This window comes from uncultured Piscinibacter sp., assembly GCF_937952055.1.
Taxonomy (GTDB): Bacteria; Pseudomonadota; Gammaproteobacteria; order Burkholderiales; family Burkholderiaceae_C; genus Piscinibacter.
Genome location: NZ_CALFYO010000019.1, coordinates 588,169 through 610,342 on the forward strand (window position 1 = coordinate 588,169; position 22,174 = coordinate 610,342).

The window sequence follows — 22,174 nt, forward strand, 5'->3', positions numbered from 1 at the left end:
TCAGGCGCGTGAGCGCCCGCCGGCGTCGGCCACGGCCAGCGCCGTCATGTTGACGATGCGGCGCACCGTGGCCGCCGGCGTGAGGATGTGCACCGGCGATCTCACGCCGAGCAGCATCGGCCCCACGGTGACGCCCTTGCCGCCGGTCATCTTCAGCACGTTGAAGAGGATGTTCGCGGCGTCCAGGTTGGGCAGGATGAGCACGTTGGCGGCGCCGGCCAGGCGCGAGTCCGGAACGATGGCGCTGCGCAGCTCTTCGCTGAACACCGCGTCGCCCTGCAGTTCGCCGTCGGCCGGCACGTCGGGATGGCGCTGCACGAACAGGTCGCGCGCCGCGCGCATCTTGATCGCCGAGGCGCGCTTGCTGCTGCCGTACATCGAGTGCGAGACGAAGGCCAGCTTGGGCGGGATGCCGAAGCGCCGCACTTCCTCCGCAGCCATCGCGGCGATGTCGGCGAGTTGCTCGGCGTCCGGGTCATCGTTGACGAAGGTGTCGGCGATGAACAGCGTGTGCTTGTCCAGCATCAGCGCGTTCATGGTGGCGTAGCAGCGCGCGCCGGGCGCTGCACCGATGACTTCCTTGACGTGGTCGAAGTGGGCGTCGAAGCGGCCGACCAGGCCGCACAGCATCGCGTCGGCGTCGCCGAGGCGGACCATCAGCGAGCCGATGGTGGTGTTGGAGCGGCGCACCGCGGCCTTGGCCATGTCCGGCGTCACACCGTTGCGCGCGTTGGGTCGGTGATAGGCCTCCCAGTATTGCCGGAAGCGCACGTCGTCCTCGGGGTTGACCACCTCGAAGTCGCGCCCCGCCGCGAGGCGCAGACCGGCGCGCTCGATGCGCGAGCTGATCACCGCCGGCCGGCCGATGAGAATGGGCTTGACCAGCCTTTCATCGAGCGCGATCTGCACCGCGCGCAGCACGCGCTCGTCCTCGCCCTCGGCGTAGGCGATCCGCCGAGGCGCCGAGCGCGCGGCGGCGAACACCGGCCGCATGAACATGCCGGTGTGGGTGACGAAGCGGGTGAGCGACTGGCGGTAGGCCTCGAGGTCGGCGATCGGCCGCGTGGCCACGCCCGATTCCGCCGCCGCCCTGGCCACCGCCGGGGCGATGCGCAGGATGAGGCGCGAGTCGAACGGCGTGGGGATGATGTAGTCGGGGCCGAAGCGCAGCTCGCGACCGGCATAGGCCGAAGCCACCTCGGCGCTGATCTCGGCCTTGGCCAGCTCGGCGATCTCGCGCACGCAGGCCACCTTCATCGCCTCGGTGATGCGTGTCGCGCCGCAGTCCAGTGCGCCGCGGAAGATGTAGGGGAAGCACAGGACGTTGTTGACCTGGTTCGGGTAGTCCGAGCGGCCGGTGGCGATGATGCAATCGGACCGCGCCTGCTTGGCGAGTTCCGGGCGGATCTCCGGCTCCGGGTTGGCCAGCGCGAGGATGATCGGCTTGGGCGCCATGCCCGTGACCATCTCCGGCGTGATCGCGCCGGCCGCCGAGCAGCCCAGCACCACGTCGGCGCCGACCATGACGTCGGCCAGCGTGCGCGCGGAGGTCTTCTGCTGGTAGCGCTTCTTGGACTCGTCGAGCTTGTCCTCGCGGCGGTCGTGGATCACCCCTTTTGAATCGCAGACGAAGATGTTCTCCCGCTTCACGCCGAGTTCGACCAGCAGGTCCAGGCAGGCGATCGCCGCCGCACCGGCCCCGGAGACGGCGAGCTTGACCTCGCCGATCTTCTTGCCCACCAGTTCCAGCCCGTTGATGACCGCGGCGGCGGAGATGATCGCGGTGCCGTGCTGGTCGTCGTGGAAGACCGGGATGGTCATGCGTTCGCGCAGCTTGCGCTCGATGTAGAAGCACTCCGGCGCCTTGATGTCCTCGAGGTTGACGCCTCCCAAGGTGGGCTCGAGTGCGGCGATGATGTCGACCAGCTTGTCCGGGTCGTGCTCGGCGAGCTCGATGTCGAACACGTCGATGCCGGCGAATTTCTGGAACAGGCAGCCCTTGCCCTCCATCACCGGCTTGCCAGCCAGCGGCCCGATGTCGCCCAGGCCGAGCACCGCGGTGCCGTTGGTGACCACGCCGACCAGGTTGCCGCGCGAGGTGTACTCGGCGGCGAGCGACGGATCCTGCTCGATGGCCAGGCAGGCATAGGCCACGCCGGGCGAGTAGGCGAGCGAGAGGTCCCGCTGGTTGGACAGCGGCTTGGTCGGCGTGACCGAGATTTTGCCGCGCACCGGCATGCGGTGGTATTCGAGCGCGGCGTCACGCAGTGCCAGTTCGGCAGGTGACAGCGGTGCCTTGTTCTTTTCCATGGCGTCCTTCCTTCGGGGCAGCGGATCATCGACGACGTCATGGTGCGCCTTCGGCGGGGACGCGGCATCCGCGTTTCCCACGATCTTCACCGGCCGGTCCGCGCGCGCTCTCAGACTCCGAAGGCGAGCAGCCAGTCCGTCACTGCCTGCCAGGCCGCGGTCGGCCCGAGGAACACGCGCGCGACCTGCAACGTCACCAGGCAGGCGCCGGCCACCAGGTAAGTGCGGTGGAAGCGACCTTCACGGCGGCGGTCCCAGACCATCGCAGCCAGCAGCGGCAGGTCCGCGGCGAAACTCGGCAGAAGCGAGAACATCAGCGGAGGCGGATGGCCCGGCGAGAAGGGCACGCCGGCAGCCAGCGCGAGCAGGCGCGCGAAGGCCGGGGGCAGAATCGAAATGGTGGCCACCAGCATGAGCCGCTTGTGCACGTCGGGCCGCGGGAGGTTCGCCAGCGCCACCGCCACGGTGGCGGCAAAGAACACCACGATGCTGATCGGCACGATGGAGAACGCGCGGTTCTGCGCCTCCAGCCCGAGCGCCGCTCCGATCCGGATGCTGTGCAGCGCGGCCAAGATGCCGACGAAGAGCATGGCCGTGGCCAGCGAGACGCCCAGCAGGCCCAGCGAGCGGTGGCGGGCGACACGACCGCTGGCGACCCACAGGGTCTGCAGGATGAAGTACACCATCCAGGCGGAGAACAGCAGCCCGTGCAGGTGCAGGATCGACGCGCCGGTGAAGCGGCCGGAGGCCAGCGGTGCCCAGTAGGTCGGGGTGAAGCCAGCGAATGCGATCACGGCGCAGACCCAGGCCATGACCACGTACAGGCCGCTGGCCTTGCGCTTGGCGCCGGGGAGGACTGCGGTCGTCATGGGCTGCTGCCCTGGTGGCACGCCGGACTGGCAGCGCCGATGGTGCACCTTGCTCCGGACCGCAGCAAGGGCGTTTTCCGCCGGGGCGGGCAGGGTCTACCATTGCCGCATGATGTCCGCGTCCCGCTGCATCCTGCCGCTCGTGCTCGCGTTACCCGCAGTCGCCCTGCCGGCGGAAGAGGCCTGGCCGTTGGCCGGGCAGCAGGGTCTGGTGCGCTTCGTCATCGTGCCGGCTGCACAGGCCAGGGATGCGCAGGCCTACGCCCGCCAGATCCAGCTGCTGTGCGAGCCCGACCGCACCTGCTTCATCAACTTCTACACCAACAGCAGCGGTGCCCCAGTGGCCATGCCGCTGCCCGAAGCGATTGCCGACGAGGCCACCGCCACCTACCGGCGCTCGTCCAAGCAGGGCGCCGAGCGCTTCCTGTGGAGCTGCCGGATGAAGATGCCCCAGGAAGGCTGCTTCTAGTCGACGAACTGGGCGCGCACCACGCGCCACTCCTGCGTGCCGGCGTCGCTGCGCGAGCAGCCCAGCGGCTCGGGTTCGGCGCCGGGGGCCAACTCCGAGCGTGATCGGTCGCCGGTGCCCACGCCCATGTGATAGCGGTCGAGCCAGACGCGGATCCTGCGCGTCGGATGCGTGTTTTTCACCTGGATCTGCGTGGCGTTGCGCATCACGCAGTTCGCCGCATGCTCCTCGACAAACTTCAAGTACTTCGCCGGATCGTCCTGCGCGTGCGCCGCGGCGCACGCGAGCAGGGTGAGGGCGCTCAGCGCTTGCCTCATGACAACCACTCCTTCAAGGTCGCGTACACCTCGGCGCGGTCGAGCAGGTCGAGGTGGTTCATGCCGTGGCCGATCCATTGTCGTTCGGCCGGGAAGGCCAGGGTGCGCGCGGGGTCGCTGTGGCGGCCTAGCGCACTGTCCAGCGGCACCAGCCCGTCGCCGAGCAACCGCTCCTTCAGCGTGCCGCGGTGTGCGCCCAGGCTCGCGGCCAGCGCGTAGCAGCGCACGCCCTCGGGCAGCGGCACCGGCTGGCGGCGGTCGCCGCCGCGAGCGAAGCGGTCGCGGCCGACCCAGTCCTCGTCGAGCAGGTGGCCGTGGCGCAAATCGGTGATGCCGGCGCTGCGCACGCGGCCGAGCCGTGCGAACGGCGCCGCATAGGGCGTGGCGCCAAGCACCAGGTCGACCCAGTGGCCGGCGCGCTCCAGTGGTGCGCCGTGGTGCGGCGTGCCGAGGAAGACCAGGTCGCCGACCTTCTCGCTCCAGTGCTGTCCCGCCTGGTCGGCCAGGTGCAGCGCGCTGCGCGCCACCAGCCCGCCCATGCTGTGGCCGACGATGGCCAGGCGTTGCAGCGGCTGCGGCCAGGCCTCGACCAGCCGCGCCATCAGCTGCGCGAAGGCATGGCCATTGATCGAGACGTGCTGGCCGCTGTTGTAGCGCAGGTAGACCGGCGTCCAGCCGAGGTCGCGCGCCAGCGCCTCGCCGTGGTCGTGGCCGTTGCGCTGCCATTGCAGGTCGCTCATGCACAGGCCATGGACCAGCACGAGCAGTCGACCGCTCGGCGCGCCCAGTGCGGCGGCGAGCGCCTCGCGCTCCAGCGTCAGCGCCTGGCCGTCGCGACGCAGCGCCATCGGCGTGGCCAGCGGATTGCCGCTGGCCACCAGGTAATCGCCGAGCACGCCGTTGAGCGCGGCGACGATGGCTTCGCGCTCGCGGCCGGTCTCGTAGTGGCCCAGCGCCGGGGCGAGCAGGCCGAGCAGCGCTTCGATGCTGCCGCCGGCCACGCGCGTGACGCCGCGGATGGTCTTGTAGACGAGGCCGCTGAGGCCGTCGGTGCGGCCGTCGAGGGCCGCACGCGAGCCCGGCAGCCGTGCGATGCGTTCGTGCATCGCCTCGACCAGGCTGGCCAGGCCGGCGGTGGCGTCGGTGGCCAGGCGGGCCGCGCCGCGCAGGTCGTGGGCCTTGGAAGGCGGGGTGGTGCTCATCGGTCCGGCCGCAGTGGTGGAGGGGCCAGTATCGGCGACGGACCGTGCCCGGCGCGGCGGCGGCTGGCGGGCACGCCGAAGGCTCAGCCGCCGTCCCCGCGATGCGCCAGCGCATTGACGCAGCGCAGCGACGGCCTCGCCATGGAGGTCACCATGGAACCCCTGTCTCCTCCGGAGTCGCGCATGAAGCAGCCTGTGCAGATCACTTTTCATGGCATGGACCGTTCCGATGCCGTCGAGGACGCGGTGCGCAAGCGGGTCGAACACCTCGATCGCTTCGCCAGCGACGTCATGAGTTGCCGTGTCGTCGTCGACCTGCTGCAGAAGCACAAGCACCAGGGCCGGCCGTTCGGCGTGCGCATCGACCTGACGTTGCCCGGGCACGAACTGGTGGTGGACCGGGTCGAGCACGAGGACGTCTATGTCGCGCTGCGCGACGCCTTCGACGACATGACGCGCCAGCTCGAGGACGTGGTGCGACAGCGCCGTGGCGACGAGAAGCAGCACCCGCGCGAGCTGCACGGGGAGGTCGTGAGGCTGAACGACGACGGGGGCTTCGGCTTCATCCGCGCGGCCGATGGCCAGGAGTACTACTTCGGCCGCGACAACCTCGCCTCGGGGCGTTTCGAGCAGTTGCAGATCGGCACGGCCGTACAGTTCATCGCCGAGCTGGCGGCACAGGGTCTGCAGGCGAAGCGGGTCAGCCTGGGCAAGCACGGCATGGGTGGGGTGCAGGCATGAACGCACCGAAGCATGCGAAACCGCCCGTGCCGCCCGCGGTGGCGGCCATTCCGGAGGCGGTGCCGGCCGAGCCCGAACGCATCGTGCAGCGGCCCGACGGCTACCACTGGATCGCTCCCGACGGCCGGCAGGAGTTCGGCCCGTTCGAGACGCTGGAGGACGCGCGCGCCGACATGCTCGATGCGGCCGACGAAAGCGCGCCCCAGCCCGGCGAGGCGCTGCAGGAAGCCGAGAGCGAGATCGGCATCGCCGACTGGATCGACCCCGAGACCGGCGAACCCGCCGAAGGCACGAGCCCGCCGCATCTGGACGAGGAATGACGCGCCTGCGGCTGGCGGTGGTCGGCTGGGGGCGGCTGGGCAGGGCCTGCGCGGCGGCGCTTCGTGAGGCCCCGCAACTCACGCTGGCAGGGGTGGTGCGACGAGCTGCATCCCTGGACGAAACCTCGCTCAGCGGTGCCCATGGTGCGCCCTTCGTGTCGCACGTGCGCGACCTCGTCGGGGTCGACGCCGCACTGCTGTGCGTGCGCACCGAGGCGGCCCCCGACGCCGCGCGGGAACTGCTGCAGATGCGCGTGCCGATCGTCGAATGCGCCGCCTTCGAGGGGCAGGCGCTGCGCGAGCACCACGCGCACATCGCGCACCTGGCCGAGCGGTATCGCGTCACCGCGGTGGTCGGTGCCGGCTGGGACCCCGGCGTGCTGCCGCAGCTGCGGCATCTGTTCGAGCTGCTGATCCCGAACGGCCAGACGCACGTCAGCCGGCACCTCGCGCCCGGTCTGCATCACAGCGCCGAGGCCGAACGCGTGCCCGGCGTGCAGGGCGCTCTGAGCAGCGAGCTGCCCGATGCCGCCGGCGGCGCGCAACGCATCGTCTACGTGCAGCTGGCGCGCGGCGCCGAGTTCGAGCGCGTCCGCCGGCAGATCGAGGGCGACCCACTGTACGCCGACGAGCCCACCCAGGTGCTGCCCGTGCCCGACCTGGCGACGCTGGAGACCGAGCAGCGCGGCGTGCTGATCGAGCGTGTGCAGGAAGGCGCCGCCGGGCCGCACGCCAGCCTCCTGCTCGAGGCGCGCGTCGACGACGCGGCCTTCAGCGCGCGCCTGATGCTCGATGCCGCGGGCGCCATTGCCGGGCTGTCGCATCAGGCCTGGCGCTACACGCCGTCCGGGCTGGTGCCGCTGACCGAGGCGCCGGCGCATGGGGCGGGCGCGCGGCGACGCGCCTAGGGGTGCTGCCTCGCGTAGGTGCCGACCAGTTCCGCCTGCGCGAGCACATGGCCGCGCATCGCCTGTTCGAGCGCGTGCTTGTCGGGTTGGCCGAGGTCGTGCAACACGGCATCGAGGGCGTAAAGCTTGAAGAAGTAGCGGTGCCGGCCGATCGGCGGGCAGGGGCCGCCCCAGCCGCTGCGGTGCCAGTCGTTGCGCCCTTCGCGCGTGCCGATCGGCAACGGGCGGCCGCCCTCGGGCAGGCCGGCGGCAGCAGGCGGGATGTCGTAGAGCACCCAATGCACCCAGGTGCGCTGCGGCGCGGCCGGGTCCGGTGCGTCGGGATCGTCGACGATCAGGGCTAGGCTCAGGGTACCGGCGGGAAGCCCGCTCCATTGCAGCGCCGGCGCGATGTCGTCGCCATCGCAGGTGTGACGGCGCGGGATCTCGCCGTGCGGCGCAAAGGCCGTGGAGCCGAGTTTCATGGTGAACTCTCCTGGGTGGTCGGCGCGTAGAACGAGCGGCACTCGTCCTCGCGCCCGCGCACCACGCGCCGCCCCGCGAGCGTGCCGCGGCCGGCGGTCACCACGGTGTACTGACGTTCGTGATGCGACCCGTCCTCGGCATAGATCACCACCCAGTCGCGCACGCGGCCGAGTTGGTGGGCGCGCGCCGTGTTCGAGAACAGCGCGGTGAAGCCCCAGTCGCCGCGCCGCGTGTGCAGCACCGGCAGCCAGGCCTTGCCTTCGGGATTGAAGCGCCGTGGTGCGATGGTGGGCAGCGTGCCGGCCTCGGCGCCGGCGCGGAAGGCACGGTCGACATCGAGCAAGGCCTCGATCGGCGGCGCATGGTCCGCTCCCGCCGCAGGGTGGCGGCGGCGCATCGCGCGCTCGCGGTCGAGCATTTGCGTCAGGGCGGCCCGGATCGCAGCGGCGCGGCGCGCGCCGAGCCCGGGCAGTCGCTCCAGCCGGCCGTCGTGCGCGGCGACCTCCAGCGCCTCCAGCGTGTCGACGCCGAGTTCGTCGTGCAGTTGCAGCGCGAGCCGCGGCCCCACGCCGGGGATGGTGCGGAACAGCGCTTCCGGGTTCGCCCCACCGCGCAGGCGCTCCAGCTTGCCCCAGCGGCCGGACTGCAGAATTTCGCCGATCGCGGCTGCGATGCCCGCGCCGACGGTCGGCATGGCGTCCAGCCCGGCCAGCCCGTGGCGTTCGAAGATCGTGCGCACGCTCTCCGGCCACGCCGCCACCGTGTCGGCGGCATGGCGGTAGGCGGCGATGCGAAACGCGTTGTCCTCGCCCTGCGCCTGCAGCAGCGCCGCCATCTCGCGCAGCAGATCGGCGACGGCGGCGTTGCCGGACGCCGGCACTGCGGTGGCGGTCGCCGCGCTGCCGCGCGTGTCGGGCATCGAGACTGGACTGGGCATCGGGACACTCTGGTCGACCGGTGTCAGCGTGCCGCTCGGCCCCGTGGCGGCGATTGAGGGGAATCAACGCTGACCGCCGCAGGGCGGCGCGTCGCGTTGCCCGGCTGGACCGTGCCCGAAAGGGCCGCGGCTGCCCGGCGATCCGTTCGCTCTCTAGGACTGGAGCTCGATGTAGGCGATGGCGAAGGCCGACGCCACGACGAGGGCCACCAACAAGCCGACGCCGAGCGTCGTCACGCGCGCTCGCCGAGTCGACGCGCTGTCGTAGTCGATGGCCCAGCCGCAGGCGCGGCAGCGTGCATCCTTTCTGGGCAGCGGCCGACTGCAGCCGGCACACGTGTACTTTGCCATCCCATCCTTGCAGCCAGGGCCAGCGTCATCGTGACCGTCGATCCCGCCTGGCTGCCCCTCCTGCCGCGATTAGGCCGGGCCCGGGCGGCGCGCGCCAGCGGGATAAGTGTGCATACCACCCAGTTGAGGGGTCCCGCCGGATCTGCCGGAGGACGTCCGGAGGTGCCGCCGCGCCCCGCACCATCGTGCGCTGGGGGGGCGTACAAAAGAAAAGGGGTTAGCAGCTGCTAACCCCTTTCCAGGTTGGTGCCGGTGAAGAGAGTCGAACTCCCGACCTTCGCATTACGAATGCGCTGCTCTACCAACTGAGCTACACCGGCGATAACCGCGCATTATAGCCAGGCCTCAACTGTAGGTGACCCAGCCCTCCAGCGCCGGGTCGCTCAGGTGGGGCAGGGTGTTGAAGCTGAGCAGCGAATGCCGCTTCGGGCTGAAAACGAACTCGGTCACCGCGCTGTTGCGGATGCGCATGTTCAGCTCGATGGCCGCGGGGTTCGGCGCACCGAGCACGTCGGCCACCGCAGTGGCGATCGGTCCGCCGCTGGAGACGATCAGCACCGCACCCGCGTGGCTCGTCCGCACGTGGTCGAGCGTCTCGCGGATGCCGGCGACGAACTCGGCATGGCTGGGCATGCCCTGCGGCCGGGTGCGGCCGTCCATCCAGGCCTGCAAGCCCTCGCGCAGCAGCCGGAAATGCGCCCGCGCGCCGTCGGGCGTGTGCAGCGGTGCGATCGGCTCGGGGTTCAGCGCGGCGACCAGCGCGTCGCCGTCGTATTCGTTCAGCCCCGGCCAGGCCTGCGCCTCGGGCGCCATCTGCATGCCCTGGGCGATGCAGGCCAGCGAGTCGACCTGGCGTCTCAGCGTGCCCGTCAGCGCCACCTCGAAGACGATGCCCGCCTGGCGGAAGAACTCGCCCAGGCGCACGCACTGGCGGCGGCCGAGATCGCTGAGCCGGTCGTAGTCCTCGCTCCCGAACGAGGCCTGTCCATGACGCACGAGAAAGAGCTGGCCCATCGGTCCGGGCCTATGCCGCGTCGCGGTGGTAGGCGGTGACGCGCTCGACCTCGTTCTTCGAGCCGAGCACCACGCTGACGCGTTCGTGCAGCTTGCCCGGCACGATGTCGAGGATGCGCTGCGTGCCGCTGGTGGCCATGCCGCCGGCCTGCTCGATGAGGAAGCTCATCGGGTTGGCCTCGTAGAGCAGGCGCAGCTTGCCGGGCTTGTCGGGCTCGCGGCGGTCCCAGGGGTACATGAAGATGCCCCCGCGCGTCAGGATGCGGTGCACGTCGGCCACCATGCTGGCCACCCAGCGCATGTTGAAATCCTTGCCGCGCGGACCTTCCTTGCCGGCCAGGCATTCGTCGATGTAGCGGCGCATCGGAGGCGCCCAGTGGCGCATGTTCGACATGTTGATGGCGAACTCCCGGGTGTCCGCCGGGACCTGCACCTGTTCGGCGGTCAGCACCCACGAGCCCATTTCCCGGTCCAGCGTGAACATGGCGACGCCCTCGCCGACGGTGAGCACCAGCGTGGTCTGCGGGCCATAGACACAGTAGCCGGCCGCGGCCTGCTGCTTGCCGGGCTGCAGGAAGTCTTCCTCGCTGATGCCGCGGCTGTTGGTGACCTTGCGCAGCACCGAGAAGATGGTGCCGATGCTGACGTTGACGTCGATGTTGGACGAACCGTCCAGCGGGTCGAACAGCAACAGGTACTCGCCCTGCGGATAGCGGTCGGGCACGACATGGATCGAGTCCATCTCCTCGCTGGCCATGGCGGCCAGGTGGCCGCCCCAGACGTTGGCCTCGATGAGCACCTCGTTGGCGATCACGTCGAGCTTCTTCTGCACCTCGCCCTGCACGTTCTCCGTGTCGGCACTGCCGAGCACGTCGCCGAGCGCGCCCTTGTTGACCGAGATGGCGATGCGCTTGCAGGCGCGGGCGACCACTTCGATGAGCAGGCGCAGTTCGGCCGAGATGTGGCCATGCTCGCGCTGCTGTTCGACGAGGTACTGCGTGAGGCTGATCTTTCGGGGCACGGCTCAGGTCTCCAGGGCTCGCGTGACGACTTCTCGCACGTCGTTGGACAGGTCGGCTCGCGCGGCGACGCGGGCGATCGCCTCGCGCGCGGCGCTGCGGTAGGGCTCGGCGAGTTGCGCCCAGCGGTCCATCACCCGGGCAATGCGCGCAGCCAGCTGCGGGTTGAAGGCGTCGAGCTCGAGCACGCGCTCGGCCCAGAACACGTAGCCCGCCGCGTCGGTGCGATGGAAGGCCGCCGGGTTCTCGGCGCACAGCCTCTGCACCAGGCTGCGCGCGCGGTTGGGGTTGTGCAGCGTGAAGTCCGGGTGCTTGAGCAGTGCCTTGGCGCGGGCGAACACGCGGCCGTCGCGCTCGGGAGCCAGGGCCTGCAGCATGAACCACTTGTCGATGACCAGCGCGTCGTCGCGGAACAGGTCGTGAAAGCGCTTCAGCGCCAGGTCGGCCATCTCCGAATGCGAGGCCAGCAAGGCCCACAGCGCCCCCTGGCGGTCGGTCATGTTGGTCGCATCCTTGAAGCGCTGGTAGGCCCTGCCCTGCCAGAGCACGTCGCCGCGCGCGGTCGCGTCGATGCACAGCATCGCCAGCGCCTGATTGGCCAGGGCCCGACGGCCGGCGGGCGTCGGCGCGGGCGAATAGACGCCGCCGACCTGGTGTGTCTCCCAGGCCCATTCCCAGTCCCTGCGCAGGGACTGCGCAAGCTGCAGCACCATCGCTTCACGGGCGGCATGGATGCGCTGCGGGTCGACGCTGTCCAACTGCTCGGCGACGTAGGTTTCGGAGGGCGGCGTCAGCACCAGCTCCTTGAACGCGGGGTCGAGCTGTGCGTGTCGCAGCACACCGCGCATCGCGTCGACGAAGGCCTCGTCGAGCTGCAGCGGCGCATCGCCGCGCACCGTGCCGAGCAGGCGTCCCAGCGCCAGTCGCTGGCCGGCCTCCCAGCGGTTGAAGGGGTCGGTGTCGTGGGCGAGCCGCACCAGCAGGTCGGCTTCGTCGAGACCGTCGGCGAGTTGCACCGGCGCCGAGAATTGGCGCAGCAGCGAGGGCACCGGCTCGGCGTCGACGTCGACGAAGGTGAAGAAGCTGCGCTCCTCGTCCAGCACCAGCACGCGCTCGGTGCAGGCTCGCTCCGCCGGTTCGTCTTCCAGGCGCAGAGGCAGCGGCCGGCCATCCTTCGACAGCAGGCCCATCGCCACCGGAATCACGAAGGGCTGCTTTTCCGCCTGGCCGTGCGACGGCGCGCAGTGCTGTTCCAGCGCCAGCGTGTAGGTGCGCGTCGGTGCGTCGTAGCGGCCGCGCGCCGTCAGGCGCGGCGTGCCCGACTGGCTGTACCAGCGCTTGAACTGCTCCAGCGTTCGCGCGAGCTCGCTGCCGGGGTTGGCGTCGGCGACGGCCTGCACGAAGTCGTCGCAGGTCACCGCCTGGCCGTCGTGGCGCTCGAAGTACAGCGAGAGGCCGCGGGCGAAACCCTCGCGGCCCACCAGCGTCTGCATCATGCGCACCACCTCGGCGCCCTTCTCGTAGACGGTGGCGGTGTAAAAGTTGTTGATCTCGACGTACTCGTCGGGCCGCACCGGGTGCGCCATGCTGCCGGCGTCCTCGGGGAACTGCCGCTCGCGCAGCATGTGCACGTCGGCGATGCGCTTGACGGCGCGCGCCGTCGCGCTGCCGGCCATGTCCATGCTGAACTCCTGGTCACGAAAGACCGTCAGGCCTTCCTTCAGGCTGAGCTGGAACCAGTCGCGGCAGGTGATGCGATTGCCCGTCCAGTTGTGGAAGTACTCGTGGCCGACCACGCTCTCGATGGCCAGGTAGTCGGCGTCGGTGGCGGAGGCCGGGTTGGCCAGGACGTACTTCGTGTTGAAAATGTTCAGGCCCTTGTTCTCCATCGCGCCCATGTTGAAGTCGCCGACGGCGACGATCATGAAGCGGTCGAGGTCCAACGGCAGCTTGAAGCGCGCCTCGTCCCACACCACCGAGGCAATCAGCGAGTTCATCGCGTGCTCGGTCTTGTCGAGGTCGCCGCGGCGCACCCACACCTGCAGCAGGTGGTCGCGGCCGGAACGCGTGCGGATGTGCTGCTCACGCGCCACCAGGTCGGCGGCCACCAGCGCGAACAGGTAGCTGGGCTTGGGGAAGGGGTCGTGCCACTTCGCGTAGTGGCGGCCGTTGTCGAGATCGCCCTGCTCCACCAGGTTGCCGTTGGACAGCAGCACCGGGTAGCGCGACTTGCTGGCGCGCAGCGTCACCGTGTAGACCGCCATCACGTCGGGGCGGTCGAGGAAGTAGGTGATGCGGCGGAAGCCCTCCGCCTCGCACTGCGTGAAGAGACCGCCGCCGGAGGTGTACAGCCCCGCGAGTTGCGTGTTCTTCTCCGGCGCGCAGGTGTTGCGGATCTCCAGCGTGAAGTCGCCGTCCGGCGGGCTGTCGATCACCAGTTCGCCATCTTCGCTGCGGAACGACACGCTCTGGCCGTCGGCCAGCACGCGCAGCGGCTCGAGGTCCTCGCCGTGCAGGCGCAGCGAGCCGGACGGCACGTTCGCGTTGCGCACCACCGCCATGCGGCTGGCGACGATGGTGCGCGTCGGGTCGAGGTCGAAGGTCAGCTCGACGCTGCGGATCCAGTAGGCCGGCGCCGCGTAGTCGGCGCGTCGTACTGCTTGAGCAATGCCTTCACGCATGGTGGTCTTCTTTCGTCAGGGCAGAGGGCGCGAGCGGGCGGAAGTCCGGCGCGCACGCGAGCAGGTTCGGGTAGCCGGCAAAGGCAGCCGCGGGCAAGGTGGTGGTCAGCGCCACCGCGCCCATGCCGGCACGGCGCGCAGCCTCGATGCCCAGCGGGGCGTCCTCGAAGACGATGCAGCGCGAGGGTTCGAGGCCGAGCCGGCGTGCCGCCTCGAGGAAGATGTCGGGGTGCGGCTTGCCGCGCAGGCCGTCGCCGGCGCGGCGCCCCGGTGACGGCCCGGAGGCCTTGTCCGCGGGGCTGACGACCGTCTCGACCCAGCGGTCGATCGGAAAGCGCGCGAAGGCGAGTTTCATGTTCTCGGGCGTCGAAGCGGTACACACCGCGAGGCGAAGGCCCTCGGCCAGCGAGCGCTCGACGAATTCCTGCGCGCCGGCCACCATCGCCAGCCGTGGCGCGGCGAACTCGCGGTACAGCGTCTCCTTCTCGTCGGCCATGGCCACCCGTTCGCCGGGCGTGGCGTGCGGGAACATCTCCGACAGGATCTCGTCGTTCGAGCGCCCGGCGGTCGCGGCGAAGAACGCGTCGGCGTCGAGGGTCATGCCGCGCCGCGCATGCCACGCCACCCAGGCGTCGTGGTGGTGCGGCATGCTGTCGATCAGCGTGCCGTCGAGGTCGAAGAGAAAGCCTTGCACGCCGACCACGTCGTCACACGCCCTGCTTGAGGCTCGCCTCGATGAAGGCGTCGAGGTCGCCGTCGAGCACCTTCTGCGTGTTGCTGATCTCGACGTTGGTGCGCAGGTCCTTGATGCGGCTCTGGTCGAGCACGTAGCTGCGGATCTGGTGGCCCCAGCCGACGTCGGTCTTGCTGTCCTCGAGCTTTTGCTGCTCGGCCATCTGCTTGCGCATCTCGTGCTCGTACAGGCGCGAGCGCAGCATCTGCCAGGCCTCGTCCCGATTGCGGTGCTGGCTGCGGTCGTTCTGGCACTGCACGACGATGCCGGTGGGAATGTGCGTCAAGCGCACCGCCGAGTCGGTCTTGTTGATGTGCTGTCCGCCGGCGCCGCTGGCGCGGAAGGTGTCGGTGCGAACGTCGGCCGGGTTGATCTCGATCTCGATCGAGTCGTCGACTTCCGGATAGACGAACAGGCTGGCGAAGCTGGTGTGCCGGCCGCCGGACGAGTCGAACGGGCTCTTGCGCACCAGGCGATGCACGCCGGTCTCGGTGCGCAGCAGGCCGAATGCGTACTCGCCCTCGACCTTGATGGTGGCGCTGCGGATGCCGGCGACGTCGCCCTCGGTCTCTTCCATCACCTCGGTCTTGAAGCCCTTGCGTTCGCAGTACTTGAGGTACTGGCGCAGCAGCATCTGCGCCCAGTCGCAGGCCTCAGTGCCACCGGCACCGGCCTGGATGTCGATGAAGCAGTTGCTCGGGTCCGCCGGGTTGTTGAACATGCGGCGGAACTCGAGCTGCTCGACGATCTCGCGCAGCTTGGCCGCTTCGTCCTCGATCGCGGCCAGGCCGTCGAAGTCCGCGTCGGCCTTCGACATCTCGTACAGCTCGGTGTTGTCGGAGAGGTTGCTGGCCAGGTGGTTGATGGTGTCGACCACTGTCTCCAGCGACTTCTTCTCGCGTCCCAGCTCCTGGGCGCGCCTCGGCTCGTTCCAGACGTTCGGGTTCTCGAGCGCGGCGTTGACCTCGTTCAGCCGCAGTGCTTTGCGGTCGTAGTCAAAGATACCTCCGCAGCGCTTCGGTGCGCGAGCTCAGGTCGGCCAGGGAGGTGCCGATCTGGTTGATGCGTTCGATGTCCATGGTGTGATCTTCTGCGAAAGGGGCGCATTTTGGCATGGGGCCCCGCGGCGGCGGTCTGACAGACCTTGCAGGTTCCGACTGCGGGTTTGCCCGGAGGGGAGAAGCGAGAGATCCAGCCCTGGTTGTCAGAAACCTGTAAGGGCTCGCGGACGACAGTCTCGCACCTTCCTGGCAAGGGTTTTGGATGCTGCTGTTCGTGTCTGCGGTGAAGCTGGTGACCGAGATTGCACTGATGGCACTGGCAGGGCAATTCCTGCTCGGGCTGCTGGCCGGCCAGAAGCGCGAGAGCAACTTCTTCTACAAGCTGCTGCAGGTGCTCACCGGCCCGTTCGTGAAGGGCACGCGCCTGATCACGCCCCGCATCGTCATCGACCGCCACATTCCGCTGGCCGCCTTCGTGCTGCTGTCGATGGTGTGGGTGCTGAGCACGATCGTGAAGATCAACCTGTGCCTGCAGATCGGAGTCGAACAATGTCGCTGAGGTCCAAGCCGCTGGCCTACTGGGGCCTGAAGCTGCGCGCGATCACGGAGCTGGTGTTCGGCCGCCACGCCGCCGCCGAGCGCAGCTTCGACGCCATGCTGGCGCGGTGGCCGGCCGATCCCTACGCGCTGGCCAGCCGCACCATGGTGCGCGCGCAGCGCGGCGCCGTCGAGGCGGCGATTGCCGATGCGCAGGCCCTGGTCGCCCACCATCCGGCGCGCAGCGCCGCCGACTGGTTCAATCTCGCCTACCTGCTCGAGGATGCCGGCCGCTACGACGAGGCCCTCCCCGCCTTCCGCCGTGCCGTCGAGCTCAATCCGAATCTGGACCGCGCCTGGTACGGGCTGGGCCTGACCCTGATCCGCCTGCGCCGCCTGGACGAAGCCGTCGAGGCGCTGGAGCGCAACACCAAGCTGCAGCCGATGAGCCCGTACGGCTGGTACCAGCTGGCCCGCGTCCAACTGGACCGGCAGCAGCCCGACGAGACGCGCAAGATCATCCGCCACCTGCAGCGCTTCGAGCCCAAGGTGGCGGCGCAGCTCGAACGCGAGACCGGGCTGGCGCCGTGAACCGAGTGTGAGTGAGTAGTGAGCCGCGCCACGCGGCGGATCGAGGGGCGGGCGCAAGCCCGGAGATTGGCAACCTAGGAGGCACTGCGATGCAATTGTCGGAAAGGCATCACCAGTACTGGCGGGCGAACCTGCGGATCACCGCAGTTCTGCTCGCCATCTGGTTCTTCGTGACGTTCGTGATCGGGTACTTCGCCCGTGACCTGAACTTCACGTTCTTTGGCTGGCCGTTCAGCTTCTGGGTCGCGGCCCAGGGAGCGCTGATCGTCTATGTCGCGATCATCTGGTACTACGCCCGGCACATGAACCGGCTGGACCAGCAGTTCGGCGTTGCCGAGGAGGAATGACATGGCTGGCGTGAGTTTCGATCATGGCTCCGGCGGCGGGGCTGCGGCCAACAGGGCCTTCAAGGCACAGCTGAACAAGGTCTACGGCTGGTACACCGGCGGCTTCGTCGTCTTCGTGCTGGTCCTCGCGGTGCTCGAGCAGATGGGGCTGCCGCGCAACTGGATCGGCTTCATCTTCCTTCTCGCCACCGTGGCGCTGTATGCCGGCATCGGCATCATGAGCCGCACCTCGGATGCGGCCGAGTACTACGTGGCGGGCCGGCGCGTGCCCGCGATCTACAACGGCATGGCCACCGGCGCCGACTGGATGAGCGCGGCGTCGTTCATCGGCATGGCCGGCACGCTGTACCTGACCGGCTTCGGAGGCCTGGCGTTCATCCTCGGTTGGACCGGCGGCTACTGTCTGGTGGCGCTGTTCCTGGCACCGTACCTGCGCAAGTTCGGGCAGTTCACCATCCCCGACTTCCTGGGCGCACGCTTCGAGGGCAACGTGCCGCGCTTCCTGGGCATCGTCGCGGCGATCCTGTGCTCGTTCACCTACGTGGTGGCGCAGATCTACGGCGTGGGCGTGATCACCGCGCGGCTGTCCGGCCTGGCGTTCGAGATCGGCATCTTCGTCGGCCTCGGCGGCATCCTGGTGTGTTCGTTCCTCGGCGGCATGCGCGCCGTGACCTGGACGCAGGTGGCCCAGTACATCATTCTCATCATTGCCTACATGATCCCGGTGGTGTGGCTGTCGGTGAAGCAGACCGGCGTGCCGATCCCGCAAGCCATCTACGGCTACCAGCTGCAGAAGGTCACCGCCAAGGGTGACGCACTGCGCGCGGACCCGAAGGAACTCGAGGTCGTTGCCGCGTTCAAGGCCAAGGCGGACGAATTCGGCGCCAAGCTGAAGGACATCCCGGCCGCGCTGGTCGCCGACAAGGCCGCCGCCGAGGCCAAGCTGGCCGAGCTGAAGGCCGCCAACGCCCCGGTGGCCGAAGTGCAGGCGGCCGAGAAGGCGCTCGCCGCGGTGCCGGCCAACGAGGCCGATGCGAAGAAGGCCTGGACGGCGGCCAAGGCGGCCAACGATGCGCGCGCCAAGCCGCTGGGCGGCATGCCCAACCACGCGCAGGTGTTCGCCGGCGACCCGAACGGGGATGACGCGGCGAAGAAGGCCTTCGATGTGTCGCGCCGCAACTTCCTCGCCCTGGTGTTCTGCCTGATGGTGGGTACGGCCGCGCTGCCGCACATCCTGATGCGCTACTACACCACGCCGTCGGTGCGAGAGGCGCGCGAGTCGGTGTTCTGGAGCCTGTTCTTCATCTTCCTGCTGTACTTCACCGCGCCGGCGCTGGCGGTGCTGGTCAAGTACGAGGTGTTCAACGTGCTGGTGGGCACGCCGTTCGATCAGCTGCCGCGCTGGATCTCCAGCTGGTCGCGGGTCGACCCGGCGCTGCTGTCGGTGGTGGACGTCAACAAGGACGGCATCTTCCAGCTCGGCGAGATGAAGATCGGCGGCGACATCATCGTGCTGGCCACGCCGGAAATCGGTGGCCTGCCCTATGTGGTGTCGGGCATGGTGGCGGCGGGCGGCCTCGCGGCGGCGCTGTCGACCGCCGACGGCCTGCTGCTGACGATCGCCAACGCGCTGTCGCACGACCTGTACTACAAGATGATCGATCCGAACGCGCCTACCGCACGCCGGGTGATGATCTCGAAGATCCTGCTGCTGATCGTGGCCCTCGCGGCCGCCTCGGTGGCGGCGCAGAAGCCGGCGGACATCCTGTTCCTGGTCTCGGCGGCGTTCTCGTTCGCGGCGGCGGCGTTCTTCCCGGCGCTCACGCTCGGTATCTTCTGGAAGCGCGCCAACAGGTGGGGCGCGTCGCTGGGCATGATCGCCGGCCTGGGCACCACGTTCTACTACATGGCCACGACGCAGACCTGGCTGCGCGGCGTGTTCGGCGTGACCAAGCCGGTGGAACTGTGGTGGGACATCCAGCCGATCTCGGCCGGCCTGTTCGGCGTGCCGATCGGCTTCGCGGTGATCATCATCGTCAGCCTGCTGACGCCGGCCCCGAAGAAGGAGACCCAGGAACTGGTGGAGCACGTGCGCTACCCCGACCTGAAGCTGGGCAACGCCTGACGAAGGTCCGACGCTTTCTTCGTGAAGCGCGGGGCCCCGCTCGAGAGAGCGGGGCCCTTTTCGTTGGGCGGCCGGACCGGTCGCCGGATTGATCCAGGCCCTGATCCGACCGAGGCTCTGTCCGTACCATCCGCATCATCATGAGCAACGCCACCACGCCGTCGGCCAGCCTGCTGGCCAACCTGCGCAGCGAACTGATGGCGCATGCGCCGTTCGCGCAGATGAGGGCCGAGGACGTCGACCGCTTCATCGGCGGCGCGCAGCAGGCCTACTTCGCGCCGGACGAGGCGCTGCTCTCCCCCGGGGCCGGGGTTGCCCAGCACCTGCTCTACCTGCGCCAGGGCAGCGTCACCGGCCACCGCGGCCTGGCTGAGGCCGCCGGCGGCTTCCACTACGAGGTGGGCGACCTGTTTCCGGTCGGCGCGGTGATGGGCGAGCGCGCCGTCACCGCCACCTACCAGGCCAACGAGGACTGCTTCTGCCTGATGGTGCCGGCGGCGCTGGTGCGCGAGCTGGCGACGCACAGCGCGCCGTTCGCAGACTTCCTCAACCGCCGCGTCGCGCAGTACCTGGAACTGTCGCGGCGCACGCTGCAGGCCGCGTTCGCCTCGCAGACGCTGGCCGAGCAGTCGCTCGAGGCGCCGCTGTCCGCGCTGCCGCGCAAGGCGCCGGTGTGCGCGTCGCCCGAGACGCCGCTGGCGCAGGCGCTGGCCACCATGCACGAGCGCCGCGTCGGCTCGGTGCTCGTCGCCGACGGCGAGGGCCGGCCGCTGGGCATCCTGACGCGGCACGACATCCTCGGCCGCGTGACGCTGCCGCAACTGCCGCTGTCCACGCCGATCGAGGCGGTGATGACGGCGCCGCTGCGCACGTTGAGGGTGGAGGACACGGCGCAGGACGCAGCGCTGCTGATGTCGCGCCACGGCATCCGCCACGTGCCGATCACCGAAGCGGGACGCGCGGTGAGCATCGTCTCGGAGCGTGACCTGTTCGCGCTGCAGCGCCTGTCGCTCAAGCAGGTCAGCACCACGTTGCGTGCCGCGCCCGACGTGGCCGCGTTGCGCCAGGCCGCCGCCGACATCCGTCGCTTCGCGCGCAACCTGCTCGGTCAGGGCGTACGCGCGCGCCAGCTCACCGAACTGATCAGCCACCTCAACGACGTGCTCACCGAGCGGCTCGTGGTGCTCGTCGCCGAGCGTCGCGCTCTGGACCTGGATCGCGCCTGCTGGCTCGCCTTCGGATCCGAAGGCCGCGGCGAGCAGACCATCTCCACCGACCAGGACAATGGACTGGTGTTCGACAGCGACGAGCCGGAGCGCGACCGTCCGCAATGGCTGGAGTTTGCCCGCGAGGTCAACGAGGCGCTGGACGAGTGCGGCTACCCGCTGTGCAAGGGCAACGTGATGGCCTCCAACCCCCAGTGCTGCCTGACCGCGGCCGAGTGGGCGCAGCGCTTCGGGCGCTGGATGGAGCATGGGGCGCCCGAAGATCTGCTCAATGCCAGCATCTACTTCGACCTGAGGCCGTTGGCTGGTTGCGCCGAACTGGCCGCGCCATTGCGCGAGCTGCTCACCGAGCAGGCGCCGCGCCTGCCGCGGTTCATGAAGCAGCTCGCGCTCAATGCGCTGGAGCACCGCGCGCCGCTGAACTGGCGAGGCGCGATCGAGACCCGCCAGGTCGCCGGCCGCGAGGCCATCGACCTCAAGCTGCAGGGCACGGCGATCTTCGTCGACGTGGCGCGCCTGTACGCGCTGGCCAACGGCGTGCCGGCCACCGGCACGCGGGCGCGACTCCAGGCGGCGGCGATCGCACTGGGTGCCGGGGCAAGGGAGGGCGAGGCCTGGGCCGCCGCCTTCGAGTTCCTCCAGTTGCTGCGCCTGCAGGTGCAGCTCGACGCCGCCAGCCCCGGCGCCGTGGGCGCGCCCGACGGCAACGCCAATCTGGTCGACGTGGGCGCGCTCAACGACATCGATCGCCGCATGCTGAAGGAGAGCCTGCGCGTGGCGCGCACGCTGCAGCAGCGCCTGGAACTGGACTACCAGCGATGATCGGCTGGTTCAGGCCCCGAGGTGCCGGCGCGGCCGACGACCGGCGCTGGGTGGTGCTGGACGTGGAGTCGAGCGGGCTCGACCCCTCCTGCGACCGCTTGCTCGCCATCGCGGCGATTGCGCTGAGCCGCGACGCCGGCGCGCCGCGCATCGACCTGGCCGACAGCTTCGAGGTGGTGATCCGCCAGCAGGCCGCGCCTGTGGACAAGGCCAACATTCTCGTGCACGGCATCGGCGTCGGCGCGCAGCGCGACGGCGTGGAACCGGTGGAGGCGCTGGCCGCCTTCGAGCGATGGGCCGGCCGCTCGCCGCTGATCGGATTTCACGTCGGCTTCGATGAGGTGCTGATCCAGCGGGCCATGCGTTCCGTGCTCGGCCGGACCTTGGCCAACCCCTGGGTCGACCTCGCCGACGTGGCGCAGGTGGTGCGCCCCGACGTCAACGCTCGCTCGCTCGACGAGTGGATGGCATCGTTGGGCGTGCGCTGTGCGGTGCGCCACCAGGCGGCATCGGACACGCTGGCCACCGCCGAACTGCTGCTCAAGCTGTGGCCGCACGTGCGGGCGCAGCGCGAGGGCGACGGCTGGAGGGCCTTGTCGCGCCTGGCAGGGACGCGCCGCTGGCTGCCGCGCTGAGCCGCGGCTAGCCGATCAGGAACTTGGCGGTGAATTGCGCCGCCGCGCCGCCGCCGCGGGCGTTGGCGATGTAGGCGACGGCGCGCTCCAGCGCGGCGCGCAACTGCAGCTCGTCGTTGGCGCGTTCGATCTTCAGCGCCAGCATCTCGGCTTCCGGCCCGAGCAGGTCGGTGATGGCGCGCACTGCCTCGCGACGCAAGGCCACGAACTCGACCTTGGCCATGGTCGCGGAAGGCAGGGAAGAGCCCGGCAGCGACGACGGACCCGACACCGAGGCAGGACCCTCGTCCCTTGGCGAACTTTTCGAGGGTGCCACCACCTCGATGAGGCCCTGCTCGAGCAGCGCCTGCAGCGCCTCGTCCGCCTGCTGCACGAGCTTGGACAGATCGGCGTCGCTGCGCTTGCCGTCCACGAGGATCAGCGCAGACCGGGCCCGCGGCGTGAGGCGACGTGCACGTGTCTCGATTTCGTGCTGGCCGTCTGCGGTCTTGGAGTAGATGGTCGCCATAGGTGTCCGTAGCAGACCGCATCCTACCTAAAACTGACCCGGCGCT

23 protein-coding genes and 1 tRNA gene are annotated in these 22,174 nt (G+C 69.7%); 10 read left to right on the forward strand and 14 right to left on the reverse strand.

The features are described from left to right. Both Q0599_RS10280 and Q0599_RS10285 read right to left on the reverse strand, forming a co-directional pair. Positions 1 to 2,310 carry an NADP-dependent malic enzyme gene (locus tag Q0599_RS10280; RefSeq protein ID WP_298829133.1) on the reverse strand — a complete coding sequence of 770 codons (2,310 nt, stop codon included), beginning with the start codon at positions 2,308 to 2,310 and terminating at the stop codon, positions 1 to 3. 110 nt (positions 2,311 to 2,420) lie between these two features. Further along, on the reverse strand, positions 2,421 to 3,179 hold the full coding sequence (locus Q0599_RS10285) for a hypothetical protein (protein WP_298829135.1): 759 nt from the start codon (positions 3,177 to 3,179) through the stop codon (positions 2,421 to 2,423). Positions 3,180 to 3,288: 109 nt separating this feature from the next. On the opposite strand from Q0599_RS10285, the gene Q0599_RS10290 reads away from it, so the two are divergent. After that, positions 3,289 to 3,648 carry a hypothetical protein gene (locus Q0599_RS10290; RefSeq protein ID WP_298829137.1) on the forward strand — a complete coding sequence of 120 codons (360 nt, stop codon included), beginning with the start codon at positions 3,289 to 3,291 and terminating at the stop codon, positions 3,646 to 3,648. Here the strand turns inward: Q0599_RS10290 and Q0599_RS10295 are convergent. Further along, entirely contained in the window at positions 3,645 to 3,965 is a 321-nt protein-coding gene (locus tag Q0599_RS10295) for a hypothetical protein (protein ID WP_298829139.1), read from the reverse strand. The genes Q0599_RS10290 and Q0599_RS10295 overlap by 4 nt on opposite strands. Then, a complete protein-coding gene (locus Q0599_RS10300; RefSeq protein ID WP_298829142.1) occupies positions 3,962 to 5,167 on the reverse strand; it encodes an alpha/beta hydrolase in 1,206 nt (401 codons plus the stop codon). Before Q0599_RS10300 ends, Q0599_RS10295 begins: the two co-directional genes overlap by 4 nt. 183 nt (positions 5,168 to 5,350) lie before the next feature. On the opposite strand from Q0599_RS10300, the gene Q0599_RS10305 reads away from it, so the two are divergent. The 3 genes from Q0599_RS10305 to Q0599_RS10315 are packed head-to-tail and all read left to right on the forward strand — an operon-like array spanning position 5,351 to position 7,136. Beyond that, positions 5,351 to 5,908, forward strand: coding sequence for an HPF/RaiA family ribosome-associated protein (locus Q0599_RS10305; protein ID WP_298829143.1), 558 nt, complete (start codon positions 5,351 to 5,353; stop codon positions 5,906 to 5,908). After that, complete coding sequence (locus Q0599_RS10310; RefSeq protein ID WP_298829145.1) at positions 5,905 to 6,228, forward strand: hypothetical protein; 324 nt, start codon at positions 5,905 to 5,907, stop codon at positions 6,226 to 6,228. Before Q0599_RS10305 ends, Q0599_RS10310 begins: the two co-directional genes overlap by 4 nt. Next, positions 6,225 to 7,136, forward strand: a complete 912-nt coding sequence (locus Q0599_RS10315; protein WP_298829147.1) for a hypothetical protein — start codon at positions 6,225 to 6,227, stop codon at positions 7,134 to 7,136. Before Q0599_RS10310 ends, Q0599_RS10315 begins: the two co-directional genes overlap by 4 nt. Here Q0599_RS10315 and Q0599_RS10320 read toward each other — a convergent pair. The 9 genes from Q0599_RS10320 to prfB all read right to left on the reverse strand — a co-directional run bounded on the left by Q0599_RS10320 (position 7,133) and on the right by prfB (position 15,415). Beyond that, positions 7,133 to 7,600, reverse strand: coding sequence for a YbhB/YbcL family Raf kinase inhibitor-like protein (locus tag Q0599_RS10320; protein ID WP_298829149.1), 468 nt, complete (start codon positions 7,598 to 7,600; stop codon positions 7,133 to 7,135). The genes Q0599_RS10315 and Q0599_RS10320 overlap by 4 nt on opposite strands. Continuing rightward, complete coding sequence (locus tag Q0599_RS10325) at positions 7,597 to 8,538, reverse strand: helix-hairpin-helix domain-containing protein (RefSeq protein WP_298829152.1); 942 nt, start codon at positions 8,536 to 8,538, stop codon at positions 7,597 to 7,599. Before Q0599_RS10325 ends, Q0599_RS10320 begins: the two co-directional genes overlap by 4 nt. A 153-nt stretch (positions 8,539 to 8,691) precedes the next feature. Further along, on the reverse strand, positions 8,692 to 8,889 hold the full coding sequence (locus Q0599_RS10330; RefSeq protein WP_298829154.1) for a hypothetical protein: 198 nt from the start codon (positions 8,887 to 8,889) through the stop codon (positions 8,692 to 8,694). Between the two features lie 244 nt (positions 8,890 to 9,133). Beyond that, a tRNA-Thr gene (locus Q0599_RS10335) sits at positions 9,134 to 9,209 on the reverse strand. A 25-nt stretch (positions 9,210 to 9,234) separates the two neighbouring features. Beyond that, positions 9,235 to 9,903, reverse strand: coding sequence for a histidine phosphatase family protein (locus Q0599_RS10340; protein WP_298829156.1), 669 nt, complete (start codon positions 9,901 to 9,903; stop codon positions 9,235 to 9,237). Between the two features lie 10 nt (positions 9,904 to 9,913). Continuing rightward, positions 9,914 to 10,924, reverse strand: a complete 1,011-nt coding sequence (locus tag Q0599_RS10345; RefSeq protein WP_298829158.1) for a class 1 fructose-bisphosphatase — start codon at positions 10,922 to 10,924, stop codon at positions 9,914 to 9,916. 3 nt (positions 10,925 to 10,927) lie between these two features. Continuing rightward, positions 10,928 to 13,603: an aminopeptidase N gene (pepN, locus tag Q0599_RS10350; protein ID WP_298829159.1), complete on the reverse strand. Its 2,676-nt coding sequence runs from the start codon at positions 13,601 to 13,603 to the stop codon at positions 10,928 to 10,930. Further along, positions 13,596 to 14,297, reverse strand: coding sequence for an HAD family phosphatase (locus Q0599_RS10355; protein WP_298829161.1), 702 nt, complete (start codon positions 14,295 to 14,297; stop codon positions 13,596 to 13,598). Before Q0599_RS10355 ends, pepN begins: the two co-directional genes overlap by 8 nt. Positions 14,298 to 14,310: 13 nt before the next feature. Beyond that, positions 14,311 to 15,415, reverse strand: a protein-coding gene (prfB, locus tag Q0599_RS10360; protein WP_298829162.1) for a peptide chain release factor 2 whose coding sequence is annotated in 2 segments (ribosomal slippage) — positions 14,311 to 15,333 and positions 15,335 to 15,415 — 1,104 coding nt in all. Because the reading frame shifts where the segments join, the coding sequence is not laid out codon by codon here. A 184-nt stretch (positions 15,416 to 15,599) separates the two neighbouring features. On the opposite strand from prfB, the gene Q0599_RS10365 reads away from it, so the two are divergent. The 6 genes from Q0599_RS10365 to Q0599_RS10390 all read left to right on the forward strand — a co-directional run bounded on the left by Q0599_RS10365 (position 15,600) and on the right by Q0599_RS10390 (position 21,620). Further along, positions 15,600 to 15,896: a hypothetical protein gene (locus Q0599_RS10365; RefSeq protein ID WP_298829163.1), complete on the forward strand. Its 297-nt coding sequence runs from the start codon at positions 15,600 to 15,602 to the stop codon at positions 15,894 to 15,896. Then, complete coding sequence (locus Q0599_RS10370; RefSeq protein ID WP_298829165.1) at positions 15,887 to 16,465, forward strand: tetratricopeptide repeat protein; 579 nt, start codon at positions 15,887 to 15,889, stop codon at positions 16,463 to 16,465. Before Q0599_RS10365 ends, Q0599_RS10370 begins: the two co-directional genes overlap by 10 nt. 89 nt (positions 16,466 to 16,554) lie before the next feature. Next, a complete protein-coding gene (locus Q0599_RS10375) occupies positions 16,555 to 16,812 on the forward strand; it encodes a DUF4212 domain-containing protein (RefSeq protein ID WP_298829167.1) in 258 nt (85 codons plus the stop codon). Position 16,813: 1 nt separating this feature from the next. Then, complete coding sequence (locus tag Q0599_RS10380; protein WP_298829169.1) at positions 16,814 to 18,937, forward strand: sodium:solute symporter family protein; 2,124 nt, start codon at positions 16,814 to 16,816, stop codon at positions 18,935 to 18,937. Between the two features lie 140 nt (positions 18,938 to 19,077). Next, positions 19,078 to 20,985 carry a DUF294 nucleotidyltransferase-like domain-containing protein gene (locus Q0599_RS10385; protein ID WP_298829171.1) on the forward strand — a complete coding sequence of 636 codons (1,908 nt, stop codon included), beginning with the start codon at positions 19,078 to 19,080 and terminating at the stop codon, positions 20,983 to 20,985. Continuing rightward, positions 20,982 to 21,620, forward strand: a complete 639-nt coding sequence (locus Q0599_RS10390; RefSeq protein WP_298829174.1) for a PolC-type DNA polymerase III — start codon at positions 20,982 to 20,984, stop codon at positions 21,618 to 21,620. Before Q0599_RS10385 ends, Q0599_RS10390 begins: the two co-directional genes overlap by 4 nt. Before the next feature lie 7 nt (positions 21,621 to 21,627). Here the strand turns inward: Q0599_RS10390 and Q0599_RS10395 are convergent, their stop codons facing one another. After that, entirely contained in the window at positions 21,628 to 22,128 is a 501-nt protein-coding gene (locus Q0599_RS10395) for a hypothetical protein (protein WP_298829176.1), read from the reverse strand. Between the last annotated feature and the right edge of the window lie 46 nt (positions 22,129 to 22,174).

Excerpts from the sequence above, each read along its gene's own strand:
- Q0599_RS10280 (WP_298829133.1), bottom strand. The coding sequence starts at position 2,310 with ATGGAAAAGAACAAGGCACCGCTGTCACCTGCCGAACTGGCACTGCGT.
- Q0599_RS10285 (WP_298829135.1), bottom strand. The coding sequence starts at position 3,179 with ATGACGACCGCAGTCCTCCCCGGCGCCAAGCGCAAGGCCAGCGGCCTG.
- Q0599_RS10290 (WP_298829137.1), top strand. The coding sequence starts at position 3,289 with ATGATGTCCGCGTCCCGCTGCATCCTGCCGCTCGTGCTCGCGTTACCC.
- Q0599_RS10295 (WP_298829139.1), bottom strand. The coding sequence starts at position 3,965 with ATGAGGCAAGCGCTGAGCGCCCTCACCCTGCTCGCGTGCGCCGCGGCG.
- Q0599_RS10300 (WP_298829142.1), bottom strand. The coding sequence starts at position 5,167 with ATGAGCACCACCCCGCCTTCCAAGGCCCACGACCTGCGCGGCGCGGCC.
- Q0599_RS10305 (WP_298829143.1), top strand. The coding sequence starts at position 5,351 with ATGAAGCAGCCTGTGCAGATCACTTTTCATGGCATGGACCGTTCCGAT.
- Q0599_RS10310 (WP_298829145.1), top strand. The coding sequence starts at position 5,905 with ATGAACGCACCGAAGCATGCGAAACCGCCCGTGCCGCCCGCGGTGGCG.
- Q0599_RS10315 (WP_298829147.1), top strand. The coding sequence starts at position 6,225 with ATGACGCGCCTGCGGCTGGCGGTGGTCGGCTGGGGGCGGCTGGGCAGG.
- Q0599_RS10320 (WP_298829149.1), bottom strand. The coding sequence starts at position 7,600 with ATGAAACTCGGCTCCACGGCCTTTGCGCCGCACGGCGAGATCCCGCGC.
- Q0599_RS10325 (WP_298829152.1), bottom strand. The coding sequence starts at position 8,538 with ATGCCCAGTCCAGTCTCGATGCCCGACACGCGCGGCAGCGCGGCGACC.
- Q0599_RS10330 (WP_298829154.1), bottom strand. The coding sequence starts at position 8,889 with ATGGCAAAGTACACGTGTGCCGGCTGCAGTCGGCCGCTGCCCAGAAAG.
- Q0599_RS10340 (WP_298829156.1), bottom strand. The coding sequence starts at position 9,903 with ATGGGCCAGCTCTTTCTCGTGCGTCATGGACAGGCCTCGTTCGGGAGC.
- pepN (WP_298829159.1), bottom strand. The coding sequence starts at position 13,603 with ATGCGTGAAGGCATTGCTCAAGCAGTACGACGCGCCGACTACGCGGCG.
- Q0599_RS10365 (WP_298829163.1), top strand. The coding sequence starts at position 15,600 with ATGCTGCTGTTCGTGTCTGCGGTGAAGCTGGTGACCGAGATTGCACTG.
- Q0599_RS10370 (WP_298829165.1), top strand. The coding sequence starts at position 15,887 with ATGTCGCTGAGGTCCAAGCCGCTGGCCTACTGGGGCCTGAAGCTGCGC.
- Q0599_RS10375 (WP_298829167.1), top strand. The coding sequence starts at position 16,555 with ATGCAATTGTCGGAAAGGCATCACCAGTACTGGCGGGCGAACCTGCGG.
- Q0599_RS10380 (WP_298829169.1), top strand. The coding sequence starts at position 16,814 with ATGGCTGGCGTGAGTTTCGATCATGGCTCCGGCGGCGGGGCTGCGGCC.
- Q0599_RS10385 (WP_298829171.1), top strand. The coding sequence starts at position 19,078 with ATGAGCAACGCCACCACGCCGTCGGCCAGCCTGCTGGCCAACCTGCGC.
- Q0599_RS10390 (WP_298829174.1), top strand. The coding sequence starts at position 20,982 with ATGATCGGCTGGTTCAGGCCCCGAGGTGCCGGCGCGGCCGACGACCGG.
- Q0599_RS10395 (WP_298829176.1), bottom strand. The coding sequence starts at position 22,128 with ATGGCGACCATCTACTCCAAGACCGCAGACGGCCAGCACGAAATCGAG.